At 57.2% G+C, this 11,923-nt stretch carries 13 protein-coding genes and 1 tRNA gene; 1 reads left to right on the top strand and 13 read right to left on the bottom strand.

What is annotated here, in order from left to right:
* Positions 1-79: 79 nt before the first annotated feature.
* Genes CVT63_02885 through CVT63_02865 form a run of 5 tightly spaced genes read right to left on the bottom strand, consistent with a single transcriptional unit; the run spans position 80 to position 3,223 of the window.
* A complete protein-coding gene (locus tag CVT63_02885) occupies positions 80-1,168 on the bottom strand; it encodes a phenylalanine--tRNA ligase subunit alpha (protein ID PKQ28408.1) in 1,089 nt (362 codons plus the stop codon).
* Between the two features lies 1 nt (position 1,169).
* Entirely contained in the window at positions 1,170-1,973 is an 804-nt protein-coding gene (locus tag CVT63_02880) for a hypothetical protein (protein ID PKQ28407.1), read from the bottom strand.
* Positions 1,974-1,997: 24 nt separating this feature from the next.
* Entirely contained in the window at positions 1,998-2,456 is a 459-nt protein-coding gene (locus CVT63_02875; GenBank protein ID PKQ28406.1) for a 50S ribosomal protein L20, read from the bottom strand.
* 52 nt (positions 2,457-2,508) lie between these two features.
* Positions 2,509-2,715: a 50S ribosomal protein L35 gene (locus CVT63_02870; protein PKQ28405.1), complete on the bottom strand. Its 207-nt coding sequence runs from the start codon at positions 2,713-2,715 to the stop codon at positions 2,509-2,511.
* A 4-nt stretch (positions 2,716-2,719) separates the two neighbouring features.
* Entirely contained in the window at positions 2,720-3,223 is a 504-nt protein-coding gene (locus CVT63_02865; protein ID PKQ28428.1) for a translation initiation factor IF-3, read from the bottom strand.
* 346 nt (positions 3,224-3,569) lie between these two features.
* Between CVT63_02865 and CVT63_02860 the strand changes: the two genes are divergently transcribed.
* Positions 3,570-3,839: a hypothetical protein gene (locus CVT63_02860; protein PKQ28404.1), complete on the top strand. Its 270-nt coding sequence runs from the start codon at positions 3,570-3,572 to the stop codon at positions 3,837-3,839.
* Positions 3,840-3,873: 34 nt separating this feature from the next.
* Here the strand turns inward: CVT63_02860 and CVT63_02855 are convergent.
* The 8 genes from CVT63_02855 to CVT63_02820 form a co-directional block, all read right to left on the bottom strand.
* Positions 3,874-3,949, bottom strand: a tRNA-Thr gene (locus CVT63_02855).
* A gap of 183 nt (positions 3,950-4,132) precedes the next feature.
* On the bottom strand, positions 4,133-4,894 hold the full coding sequence (locus CVT63_02850) for a 23S rRNA (guanosine(2251)-2'-O)-methyltransferase RlmB (GenBank protein PKQ28403.1): 762 nt from the start codon (positions 4,892-4,894) through the stop codon (positions 4,133-4,135).
* A gap of 12 nt (positions 4,895-4,906) precedes the next feature.
* On the bottom strand, positions 4,907-6,376 hold the full coding sequence (locus CVT63_02845) for a cysteine--tRNA ligase (GenBank protein ID PKQ28402.1): 1,470 nt from the start codon (positions 6,374-6,376) through the stop codon (positions 4,907-4,909).
* A gap of 64 nt (positions 6,377-6,440) precedes the next feature.
* Positions 6,441-7,091 carry a serine O-acetyltransferase gene (gene cysE / locus CVT63_02840; protein PKQ28427.1) on the bottom strand — a complete coding sequence of 217 codons (651 nt, stop codon included), beginning with the start codon at positions 7,089-7,091 and terminating at the stop codon, positions 6,441-6,443.
* Between the two features lie 14 nt (positions 7,092-7,105).
* Complete coding sequence (locus CVT63_02835) at positions 7,106-8,644, bottom strand: glutamate--tRNA ligase (protein PKQ28401.1); 1,539 nt, start codon at positions 8,642-8,644, stop codon at positions 7,106-7,108.
* A complete protein-coding gene (locus tag CVT63_02830; protein ID PKQ28426.1) occupies positions 8,626-9,483 on the bottom strand; it encodes a ferredoxin-NADP reductase in 858 nt (285 codons plus the stop codon). Before CVT63_02830 ends, CVT63_02835 begins: the two co-directional genes overlap by 19 nt.
* A gap of 13 nt (positions 9,484-9,496) precedes the next feature.
* The gene (locus CVT63_02825) at positions 9,497-10,279 is read right to left on the bottom strand and encodes a carbon monoxide dehydrogenase (protein PKQ28425.1); all 783 of its coding nucleotides are present in this window, start codon (positions 10,277-10,279) and stop codon (positions 9,497-9,499) included.
* A gap of 54 nt (positions 10,280-10,333) precedes the next feature.
* Positions 10,334-11,893: a hypothetical protein gene (locus CVT63_02820; GenBank protein ID PKQ28400.1), complete on the bottom strand. Its 1,560-nt coding sequence runs from the start codon at positions 11,891-11,893 to the stop codon at positions 10,334-10,336.
* Between the last annotated feature and the right edge of the window lie 30 nt (positions 11,894-11,923).

The raw sequence follows: 11,923 nt of genomic DNA, 5'->3' as shown, positions 1-11,923 counted from the left end.
ACCATTTTATGCGTTTCTATACGTACTCCCATTTATCTGCCGCAAAACGCATAAAATGGTTTGACCCCATTATGCCTTTTTAGAATTGCGCCAGGAAGCGCGCGTCGTTCTCGTAAAAAACCCTCATGTCATCAATGTTGTATTTCATCATCGCGATACGCTCGATGCCTACGCCGAAGGCAAAGCCCGTGAACTCCTCTGGATCGTATCCAACGTACTCGAACACGTTCGGATCGATCATGCCGCAACCAAGTATCTCGAGCCAGCCGACGCCCTTGCACAAAGCACACCCCGAGCCCTCGCACGCATAGCACGACACGTCCACTTCGGCGCTCGGCTCGGTGAACGGGAAAAAGTGCGGCCTGAAACGCACGTCGCGCCCATCGCCAAACATCTTTCTCACAAACACTTCCAGCGTGCCCTTGAGGTCGCCCATGGTAATTCCCCGACCCACCGCGAAGCCTTCGACCTGGTGGAATACCGGAGAGTGCGTGGCGTCCACCTCATCCTTGCGATAAGCCTTTCCCGGACTGATCACGTACAGCGGCGGCCGTTCGGTCTCCATCACCCTGATCTGCACCGGCGAAGTGTGAGTCCGAAGCATTATGTCCTCGCGACTGTCACTGAACTGATCTTTCCGTTTCACGTACAGCGTGTCTTGCAAAGATCTCGCGGGATGATAAGGGGGCTGGTTCAGCGCTTCAAAATTATAGTAGTCGAGCTCAACCTCCGGACCGGTCACGACACGGTATCCGAGGCTCATGAATATGTCTGTAACTTCAGAAATGACCTGCGAGATCAAGTGCTTATGACCGAATGGGCGCCTCCTGCCCGGCAATGTTACGTCTATGGCCTCGCGCCGAAGACGCTGTTCCACCTCCAGCGCGATCAACTGCTCAACCTTGCGAGCAAGCTCCTGTTCCACCAGAGCGCGCAAGACGTTTCCTATCTCGCCGACCACCGGCTTCTCTTCGGGAGAAAGCGAGCCCAGGCTCTTGAAGACGGCGGTTACCGTTCCTTTCTTTCCCAGTAATTTTACGCGCGTGTCCTCGAGCTGCTCCAGAGTGTCAGAGCTCTCGATTAAGGCCATGGCCTCATCGACAAGCGATGACAGCAGGGGCCTGTCCGCCGTGAGCTCCCTGAACTTCTCAATCAAGTCATCCGACATTTCAGCCTCCGCCGTTGCCTTGCCGTTGCCGCAACGCCTCAAACAAAACGACCGCGGCAGCCGAGGCCACATTGAGCGACTCCGCTTTGCCGGGCATCTGAACGCACACGGTCTCGTCTAAGAACATTCGGTTTTCCTCCGCTATTCCGAAAGCCTCATTCCCGACCACCAGCGCGATAGGGCGAGTGAAATCTTCATCGAGATAACGCTTGTTTCCCCGCGGTTCGAGCCCGAGCATCCTGACCCTGTCGCTCAAATCCCTTCGAAAAGCTCCGATCTCTACGTCTCTCGCCACGGGGACGTGAAAGTGCGAGCCGGCCGCCGATCGCACTACCTTTGGGTTGTACAGGTCCACGCATCCCGCCGTCATGATAAAACCATCCACACCCGCCGCGTCCGCTATCCTGAGAAGCGCTCCCAAATTTCCAGGATCCCGGACCTGATCTGCCACGAGCAACAGGGAAAGGTCTGACGAGATCAGCTCGTCGTAACTCACGCTCACCTGCTCCATGATGCCTATGATACCCTGCGACGTCACCACGTCGGAAATCAAATTCATGAGAGATTCGCTCACCTCATGAGCAAGAACAGGCTCGTTCATGCGGTCCCTGATGCAGGTAATGTCTTCCACGCGGGCCCCAACGCAGGCAATCTCCTTGAGCCTCGCGCCGGCGTCCAACCCCTCCTGGATCAGATTGAGCCCTTCAACCATGAATAGCCCGAATTCGTCTCGATAAGACCTACGCCTCAATTTCCTGAAGCGCTTGATCACCTCATGGTTACGGCTTGTGATTGAATTCATCATGCTCCGCGTTTCATGCTTCACGCGCTAGCTCGCGGCCGGAACGTCAGTGGCTTTGGCGGTTTTAGATGATGCCGCGGCGGCCTTCGTAGCCGCTTTTCCAGCGCTCTTGGCCTTGTCGGCTGTCTTTCCAGGCTTGCCCCCACGGGCCACTTCGACCAGTTGCCCAAACGTCTCGGGGTCACGCACGGCAATATCGGCAAGTATTTTTCTATCGACTTCGACATCCGCGCACTTCAGACCATTTATGAACTTGTTGTAAGACATCCCGTGCTCACGGGCCGCGGCGTTGATCCGGCTTATCCACAGCTTGCGAAACTCCCGCTTTCTGACGCGCCTGTCCCTGTACGCGTATTGAAGCGAATGCATGACCTGCTCGTTCGCCGACTTGAAACACTTGCTCTTTGGCCCGCGATAACCTCGCGCCATCTTGAGCACTTTTTTTCTGCGCTGCCTTGTCGCGACACTGTTGCTTGTCCTTGGCATAATGATCAACTCTCCTGAAAATTTCTCGGCTAATCTCTTTGAAACAAGACGGTTATCTGGCCTTTGAAACGCCCAGCGTCTTACGCATTGTCGCGTCGTCCGCTGGAGAGACCTCGCTCTGGCTGTCCAGCCTGTGCTTTCGCTTCGCGCTCTTATCGGTAAAAAGGTGGCCATTGTAAGCGTGCTTTCGCATCAGTTTTCCCCTGCCAGTTACTCGAAACCGCTTGGCCGCTCCCCTGTGCGTTTTCATTTTTGGCATACAATCACTCCTTTTTGGGCTCCACGACGGCAATCGGCGAGAGGACCATCGGCATGTTTCGCCCGTCAAGCCTCGCCTTCGCTTCCACCATCGCAATGTCGCTTACATCCGCCGCCAGGCGATTCAGGAGATTGAGCCCGAGTTCCGTGTGAGTCATCTCACGCCCGCGGAACATTATGGTCACCTTCACCTTGTTTCCCTGGCTCAAAAACCTGACTACGTGCTTCTTCTTGGTCTCGTAATCGTGGACGTCAATCTTCGGCCTCATCTTCATCTCTTTGACCACGATCACGCTCTGCTTCTTGCGTGCCACCTTCTGCTTCTGCTCCTGCTCATAACAAAACTTGCCATAGTCCATGATCTTGCATACGGGCGGCGTCCCCTGCGGGGCCACCTCTACGAGGTCCAGATCCTTCTCGAGGGCAATGCTCTGGGCCTCCTCGATAGGCTTGATGCCAAGCTGCTCACCACTATCCGAGATAAGCCTGACAGACGGGCACCTGATCATTTCGTTGACCCTGAGCTTTCCAGTTATAGCGACACCTCCTGCGATAGTTTCATGCACAAAAAAATACAGGTGGCACAATGCCACCCTCTACTATCCGATATGGATAACCCTGCCGGCAACCATTCTACGCTCCGCCAATTTATCTGGCACCTCAGGGTGAGGGACAGCATCAGCCCCTTCTTGTCATCGTCGTGAAGAAAGTATAACGAAAGTCCTCGGCGCTGTCCACTTAACTTTTGGGAGTCAGGACGCTGTCGCGTCAACCCGCCGCAAACACGCAGTGAAATCCATCCAAATCGCTTGACTATAATGACAACGGATGAATTCAAGAAGGACATCAGTTCGCGTGCCTCTGGAAAAAATCGCAAGTCTGCATAGGTTCGACAAAGCCTTCGAAAAACTCCCCCGGGACATCAAGAAGAGATTCGCTAAACAATTGAGTCTTTTCACTCAAGATCCGTTCTACCCGTCGCTCAAAACTGAACGGATCAGAGGCGCAATCTATGCCTCAAGGGTGACGGATTTTTATCGCTTCACCTGGGAGTTTGGGGACGATAAATCGACCGTTATTTTGAGGAATATCGGCAAGCACAACCCGGCACTCAAAGATGGCTGAGAACCGTTATGCCGTAGGTTCGAAGAATATTTTGTGGAGCCGGCGATAGGAGTCGAACCTACGACCTGCGCATTACAAGTGCGCTGCTCTACCAACTGAGCTACGCCGGCCTGGTGTCCCGTTCCGTAAATACGGTGACGTATTCTTTCAATCATGATACTACAGCACCTTGTCGAAAAAAGGGGTCAGGCACCGTCTACCTTTCCGTCTACCGCAACCAGGGGTCAGGCAACGTCTACCGCGTAGCGGTAGACGGAAAGGTAGACGGTGCCTGACCCCTTCCTCCCCTTCCTCTATTTTGTGCGTTGTCGGATGGCCTCGTATAGCAACACCGCTCCGGCGGTCGCCACGTTCAGCGAACTCACTCTGCCTCGCATCGGCAAACTCACGAGCTCGTCGCACCGCTCTCTAACGAGGCGCCCTAACCCTTTGCCTTCGCTGCCAAGCACCAAAACCAGCGGGGTCTTCATATCAAACTCATAGTACGGAACACCGCTACCGCTATGAGCGCCAACGACCCAGAGTCCCGCGCTTTTGAACCGCTCCAGCGCGGCCGGGAGACTTGCGACGCGCGCTACCCTGACATGCTCGACGGCGCCGGCCGAAGCGCTGGCGACTGTGGCGGTAACGCTCGCCGAGCGCCTTCCCGGTATCACGACGGCGTCCGCTCCAGCGGCGTCCGCTACCCGCAACAGCGCCCCGAAATTTTGCGGATCCTGTATGTTGTCCAGCGCGAGCACGAGCGGGAGATCGACGTTCTCGAGGCGGAAAAGCAAGTCGGTGATGCCGTCAAACTCAAATAGCGACACAAACGCGATTACGCCCTGTGGCGCGCTCGTTCTGGCCATGGAATCGATTCGCGTCCGAGGGGCTTCCTTGACGGCTACGTTTGCGAGACCGGCCAGGCGGATGATCTCGTCAATCTGCTCGGAGCGCTCGAGCCCGCTCGCTATATAGATCTCGAGCACTTTCCGGCGTCCACGAAGCGCCTCGATCACGGGGTTGCGCCCTTCGACCTGGTCGATTTCGCCGAACTGCTTGTTTAGATTTGGCATAGCACAATCGGGCTAGCGCTCGAAGCGCCAGCGGTAGCCGTCCTCGACATCCTCGACACGAACGCCAAGGTCGGCAAGACCGTCTCGCACTCTGTCGGAAAGTTGAAAGCTCTTCATGTCGCGCGCGGCCTGTCTCACCTGGAGCAGCAGGTCAATAAGTTCTTCGCGGGTTGGACCGGCGTCCACAGCCGGCGTCGTCGTTACGACAGGCGATTGTTGAAACAGTCCGACGTAAGCGCACATTTCGTCAATCGTCTTCTGACATTCCATCAAGATATGCCTGGAGCAAAACACGCCCGCCGCACCTGCTTCGCTTGTGTACGTGTTGGTTTCTCGGATGACCTCAAAGAGGACGCCAAGGGCCGCGGCGGAGTTAAAGTCATCGTCCATGTGTTCGAGGAACTTGAGTCTGGCGTCTTTCAGATAATCCACGAGCGTGTTCTCACGGTCGATTCGGGCCGTATCTTCCTTCGCGCCCTCACTTCTGCTGATGACATCCTCGAGATTGAACCGGCAGTTGCTTATGCGCTCGAGAGACGCGCGCGCGTCATTTAGGCTTTCATCTGAGAAGTTCAACTGGCTGCGATAGTGAGTGCCCAGCATGAGCATGCGCACGGTAGCCGCGTCGTGTTCGGCAAGCACGTCACGCAACGCCTTGATGTTCCCGAGCGACTTGGACATCTTTTCCAGATCGATGTTGAGCATTCCACTATGCATCCAGTAGCGCGCGAACCGCCCGCCGGAGTACGCTTCAGCCTGCGCTATCTCGTTCTCGTGATGTGGAAAGACGAGGTCGAGCCCGCCACCGTGGATGTCGAACCCTTCCTCGAGATACTTCATGGACATGGTGGAGCACTCGATATGCCACCCGGGCCGCCCCGGACCCCATGGGCTGTCCCATGAAGGCTCACCCGGTTTGGCGGCCTTCCAGAGGGCGAAATCCCACGATCCTCGCTTGCGCTCTACCTCTGGCCCGCCTGTGGGAATGTGCTGCTGCTCGTCGAGCGCGCGCCTGGAGAGATTGCCGTAACCCTCGAACTTATCGACCTCGAAATAGACGTCGCCCTCGGACGCATAGGCGTAGCCACTGTCCACCAGGCGTTTGACGACCTCGAGCATGTCGGCGACATGCTTTGTCGCGCGCGGCGCGATGTCAGGCGGCTTGACTCCAAGGGCCGCCATGTCCTCCTCAAAAGCAACGCGGTACTTTTCAGCGAGCGCCTCAGGCGGAACGCCCTGTTCTTTTGCCTTGTTGATTATCTTGTCGTCTACGTCCGTGATGTTCTGCGCGAAGGTAACCTCGTAACCACGGCGTTCCAGGTAACGTCTGATCATGTCGAAGTTGAGAAAAGTGCGCGCGTTGCCGATGTGGATGTAGTTATAGACCGTCGGCCCGCAAACGTACATGGTTATCTTGCCGGCCTCTCGCGGGACAAGCTCCTCTTTAGCGCGGATCATCGTATTGTATACGCGTATTGACACTGCTCTCTCCGTCGATGGGCGCATCGCGCTGTTTCCCGCCGGCGGAACACCGGCGTCTGAGTTGTTACGGCTTTTTCTGTTTCTTAATCGCTCGATCGAGGCGATCCAGCCTGCGTTCGATTGTCGCGAACATGTCGAGAACCGGGTCTGGCAACCGCTCGTGGTGCAAATCTATCGGGCTGATGCGCTCGCCCGAGCAGACAGTCACGCGCCCGGGGACTCCAACGACTGTGCAGTTGGGCGGCACGTCGGAGACAACGACCGCGCCAGCGCCGACCTTTGAGTTCTTGCCGACAGTAATTGAACCGAGCACGCTTGCGCCAACCGCTATCACGACACCGTCCTCGATGGTCGGGTGTCGCTTCCCCTTCTCTTTGCCGGTGCCACCCAGTGTCACTCCCTGGAAAATGGTTACGTCGTTTCCGATCTTTGTCGTCTCGCCGATTACGACTCCCATGCCGTGATCGATAAAAAATCCCTGCCCGATAGTGGCGCCCTGGTGTATCTCGATCCCGGTGATCATCCGGGTGAACATCGAAATTGCCCTTGGGATGCCCGGCACGCCCCGCACGTGCAGGTAGTTGGCGATTCTGTGCATCCAGATAGCGTGCAACCCGGGGTAGGTCGTAATGATTTCAAGGGTGTTTGTAGCCGCGGGATCGCGGTCCCTGACCGCATGGACATCTAACCGCAACTGCTCATGCGTCTTTCTGATGAATTTCAGAATAGTCACTTTTCACCTTCCTCGCGCAATTCCTGTGTCACGCGCTCAAACGCTTGTCTGTTGGCTTCGATGCGGTCAGCGCATCGGGCACATCCCCAGAACATTATAAGGTACGGAAGATCCGGCCCTACCGTGAGACCTGTCACCGCGATCCTGAACGGCATGAGAATTTTCTTCGCGCTCCAGCCACGCTCCTTTGCGACAGACCGCAGAGACTCGACGATCTTTGTCGCGGTATGACGGTCAACGAACGTGTCGCGACCAAGCGCTTCGACACAGATATCCAGCGCTTCGGCAAGTTCCTCGTACTTGCCGAGTTGTGCTACCGCTTTTTCCGAAAGAAGTCCCGCCGGCCTCACGAAGAGATCCATCGGCTCGAGGGCGTCGGTGAGCTTCTCCATCGCGTTGCGGACCGCGGCGAGCGCGATCTCGAGCTTGTCGCGCGGCAACGCCGCGAGCTCTTCGCGCCCTGTCTGAAGCAGAAAAGGCGTGACGAGGTCGACGAGCTCCCGGTCGCCGCGCGTCTTCATGTGCTGCCGGTCGATCCAGTTGAGCTTATCGATATCGAAAATCGCCTTGCTGGCGGAAACGCTTTCCGTGCTGAACTCGCCCGCGAGTTGCTCCAGCGTGAAGATCTCGCGCTCATCGCCCGCGCCGGGCGACCACGAAAGGAGCGCGAGATAGTTGACCAGCGCTTCCGGCAGGTAGCCCTGCTCGCGGTAGTCAGAGATCGACGTGGCGCCGTGCCTCTTGGACAGCTTTGTTCCGTCAGGGCCGAACAAGAGCGAATGGTGAAGAAACGTGGGCGGCTCTGCCCCGAGCGCCTCGAACAACAGCACGTGGCGCGCCGCGTTTGTTAGATGATCGTCTCCCCTGATGACGTTCGTGATTTCCATTGTGATGTCGTCGACTACCACAGCCAGATGGAAACCGGCCGTGCCGTCCGATCGCACGATAATAAAGTCGTCGATCTCCGAGGTGTCAACCTCCACGCTGCCCCTCAAGGAATCTTCGACGACGACCTTCCCTTCAGGAACGCGAAACCTGATTGTGAAAGGAACTCCGTCCGCTTCGAGCGTGGCGCGCTCGCTCGACGTCAGCGCGGCGCACTTACGGTCGTATCGCCATGCCTTTTTGTCCTGAATGGCGACGCGCTTCCGTTCCTCGAGATCATCGCCCGAGCACCAGCATTTGTACGCTTTGCCCCCGGCGAGAAGACGCTGGACAAACTCATTGTATATGTCAATCCGCTCGCTCTGCCGGTATGGGCCGTGAGGTCCGCCCACATCGGGCCCCTCGTCCCAATCCAGGCCCATCCAGCGCATGGAATCCATAATGTCGCGCTCGAACTCGACCGAGGAGCGCTCGCGGTCGGTGTCCTCGAGTCGAAGAACCATCGAGCCTCCCGCGCCACGCGCCACCAGCCAGTTGAAAAGGGCCGTGCGCGCTGAGCCGAGGTGAAGTTTTCCCGTGGGGCTGGGCGCGAATCGTACACGCGTCGAGTAGCGCTTGCCGTCGTTGACGCTCATGCTTTTTCCCCGCATTTGTGGCGGTAATCGCCGGCGACGCGCTCGAAGAGCTCCTGTGATTTGCGCTCTTCGTCCTTGTAAACGCCAAGCCTCGCGTTGAGCATCTCAAAGTTGACAAGGTGACCGTCAAACTCGGGCCCATCTACACAGGAAAATTTCGTCTCGCCGCCGACCTCGCAGCGGCAGGATCCGCACATGCCGGTCCCGTCGACCATTATGGCGTTGAGGCTTACGACAGTCGGAACGCCATGCTCTCTCGTGAGATTTGACACCGCCTGCATCATTGGGGCAGGCCCGACGGCGATGACTTTGTCCGGCTTCCGCTCATTGATCGCGGCCTCGAGTAGCTCCGTCACGAACCCCTTGCGCCCGATCGAGCCATCGTCAGTCGCGATATCGACTGTGGCGTCAAGCGCCTTCATCCTGTCGAGCAGGATGAGGTGATCGCGGTCTTTTGAGCCCAGAAGCACCAACACATCGTTGCCCGCGCGAACGCACGCCTTCGCGATCGGGTATAGCGCCGCGATGCCGACGCCTCCACCGACACAGGCGACACGCCCGAGCCCTTCGACCTCGGACGGCCTCCCGAGCGGCCCGACCACGTCCCGCAGGCAATCTCCCGCCTCGAGCAGCGACATTTTCTTCGTTGTGGTTCCCACGACCTGAAAGACTATCTCGATTGTTCCATCGTCCGTGGAAAAATCCATGAGTGTGAGTGGAATACGCTCCCCATTCTCGTCCACCCTGATGATCACGAACTGTCCCGCCCTCGCCGCGGGCGGCACCCGTGGGGCGCGCACTTTCATCCTGAACACATCGTCGGTAAGCTGTTCTTTTTCTCTTATCTCAAAAATACTTTCGGCCAAATCATTCTCCTTCTATTTCTTTCTCCAGCTTCGCCTTGATCGTAGATAGCTCCTTGACAAAGGCGGGATCCACGTCGAACGCGGACTTGCCCTCGAGGTCAGCTCTGCGCACTTTCTCGCTGTAGTGAATGACGCCGATCATCTCAATATCGCCCAGGCCGCCCTTGAGGTGATCCAGCTCTTTGTCGTCCACCACCTTGTTGAAAACGACAAACAACTTCCGAATACCCAGTTGTCTTGCGAGCCTCGCGGTGGTTGCCGCTGTCTGCACGCTCCGCAGGCCGGGTTCCGCGACGATGACTATCGCGTCCACGTTCTCGGAAGTTCCGCGGCCGAGGTGCTCGATTCCAGCCTCCATGTCCATGATTACCACATCGTCGCGCTCGAGCAGTATGTGCCGCATCAGGGCCTTCAACAGGATGGACTCGGGACAGACGCACCCGCCTCCGCCTTCCCTGACTGTTCCCATCGCCAGCAACCTGACGCCCGCGTGGGTCAGGCTTATCTCCTCGGGCAGGTCGTCCACCTTCGGGTTCATCTTGAACATCTGGCCGAACGCGCCGGGCTTTGCGCCCGTCCTCTCCTCGATAATGTCTTTCATCTCGGAGAGCGGGACGAGGCTAAAAGCCGTCTCGGCGTCAATTCCAATCGAGACTGCGAGGTTCGCGTCGGGATCGGCGTCGATCGCCAGCATTTTTCGTCCACCCTCGGCGAAGCCCCTTGCCAGGCCGCCCGCGATGGTGCTCTTTCCCACGCCGCCCTTCCCACTGATTGCGAGCTTCAGTCCATCCACCTCCTGAAAAAACGCAACACTGGGGGCTGACCCCGGTGTTGCGTTTTATCCGGCATTTGTCTTTTCGAGCAGCGCAAGGAAGTGCCGCACGACCTCCGGGTCAAATTGCGAGCCCGCGTTCTTCTCAATCTCGCTTATCGCCATTTCGCGTGTCAAAGCTTTTCTGTACGGTCGATCCGAGGTCATCGCCTCAAACGAATCCGCGACCGCGACGATGCGCGCGCCAAGCGGAATATTGGCGCCAGCTTTGCCGTCAACGTAGCCTTTGCCGTCATAGCGCTCGTGATGGTGATAGATGATAGGGATGATGTTTCCCAGATGTGGCAGTGGCTCGATGATTCTCATGCTCAGTGCCGGGTGCATCTTGATTGCCGAATACTCTTCCTCGGTCAAGCGGCCTGCTTTGTTCAGGATGTTGTCCGGCACGCCAATTTTTCCCAGGTCGTGCAAGAGACCCGCGAGGCGCAACTCCTCGATCTCCTCGGTTGTCAACCGCATAGACTCCGCGATAGCGACAGAGTACTGTGTAACCCTGGCGGAGTGGCCGACCGTGTACGGGTCTCTCGCCTCTATCGCTGCCGCGAGTGAGCCAATGGCGCCAATGTAGGTGTCCTGCAACCGCTGGTAGAGCCTGATATTTTCTAGAGAAACAGCGGCCTGTGCCGCGAAGTTGCCGAACAGTTCGATGTCGTTCTTGCTGTACTGTTTGTCTGCTTCGCTGGACGCGATGCCGAGCGCGCCTATTGGCTTGTCCCAGACCACGAGCGGCGCGGTGAGGCAAGTCGAGACAGGCGGAGCAAGAACGCCGAAGCGCTCGTCAGGCTTGTCTCTCCGCCAGTGAACGATCCGGTTGTTATCAAATACCCACTTCGCAAGCGCGGCAAACGTTTTATCGCATGCCCACGCAACCGGCCCCAACGTCGCTTCCACCTTGAGATTGCCGAACATCTCCTCAGCCAGCATCAAAACGCCGTTGTCCGCTCGCATAAGAACCGTCGCCATTTGAAGGAGGTTCAGCAGTTGCTCTTTCGGTTCCTGGCGCGTGGTCATTGTGCGCGCTACGATGCCAATCGCGTCCATGTTGTTAGAAGCGTCCGACTCGGTCAAGCGATCTTTGCCGACAAGCAGGCTGTACAACGCTTCGTTCCGCGCGACAAGAGTGATTTCCCTGGTTTTCATGAAACCTTTCGTGAGGGCGGAGCGACAGCCGGCAAGATCCGTATCAGTGCCCATCATTTGATCGATCAAGTCCGCGAGTTTTATCTTGCCCGATTCGACGAGCGGGCGCATGACCAACCATATGGCGTGCTTGAGGATAAAAGGCATATCAGGAAACTCATCAAGCGCCAGGTCGCGCTGGGCGCAAATCTTGCCGATGGCTTCCCACCTGTCAAAGAGAAACGAGACGTCCCGTTCGCTCTCGGATTCGATGAGCAGGTCAAGTGTCATGCCGGCCTGCTCCAGTAGCTCATCTCGCGCAAAAGACACGCCGCTAGCGCTCAAGGGCAACAGTTCCGCTGTTGCCTTTAGTATTGCGTCGCGTTGTTTCGACAGGGTTTTGGCGATCCGGGTCATGTTATCCTCGCGTGCGGTACTTGCGATCATGATAGTTCCAACTTGATTTTAAAATATTCA

The sequence above is a fragment of the Candidatus Anoxymicrobium japonicum genome, from assembly GCA_002843005.1.
In the GTDB taxonomy this organism is placed as follows: Bacteria; Actinomycetota; Geothermincolia; order Fen-727; family Anoxymicrobiaceae; genus Anoxymicrobium; species Anoxymicrobium japonicum.
The sequence above is the reverse complement of the archived record's forward strand: the minus strand, read 5'-3'. Positions and strand labels throughout refer to the sequence as shown.

What these genes read in the sequence shown, in the direction of transcription:
- CVT63_02850 (PKQ28403.1), bottom strand. Translation starts at nt 4,894, where the DNA reads ATGCCAAATCTAAACAAGCAGTTCGGCGAAATCGACCAGGTCGAAGGG.
- CVT63_02835 (PKQ28401.1), bottom strand. Translation starts at nt 8,644, where the DNA reads ATGCGGGGAAAAAGCATGAGCGTCAACGACGGCAAGCGCTACTCGACG.
- CVT63_02880 (PKQ28407.1), bottom strand. Translation starts at nt 1,973, where the DNA reads ATGATGAATTCAATCACAAGCCGTAACCATGAGGTGATCAAGCGCTTC.
- CVT63_02875 (PKQ28406.1), bottom strand. Translation starts at nt 2,456, where the DNA reads ATGCCAAGGACAAGCAACAGTGTCGCGACAAGGCAGCGCAGAAAAAAA.
- CVT63_02885 (PKQ28408.1), bottom strand. Translation starts at nt 1,168, where the DNA reads ATGTCGGATGACTTGATTGAGAAGTTCAGGGAGCTCACGGCGGACAGG.
- CVT63_02820 (PKQ28400.1), bottom strand. Translation starts at nt 11,893, where the DNA reads ATGATCGCAAGTACCGCACGCGAGGATAACATGACCCGGATCGCCAAA.
- CVT63_02870 (PKQ28405.1), bottom strand. Translation starts at nt 2,715, where the DNA reads ATGCCAAAAATGAAAACGCACAGGGGAGCGGCCAAGCGGTTTCGAGTA.
- CVT63_02865 (PKQ28428.1), bottom strand. Translation starts at nt 3,223, where the DNA reads ATGATCAGGTGCCCGTCTGTCAGGCTTATCTCGGATAGTGGTGAGCAG.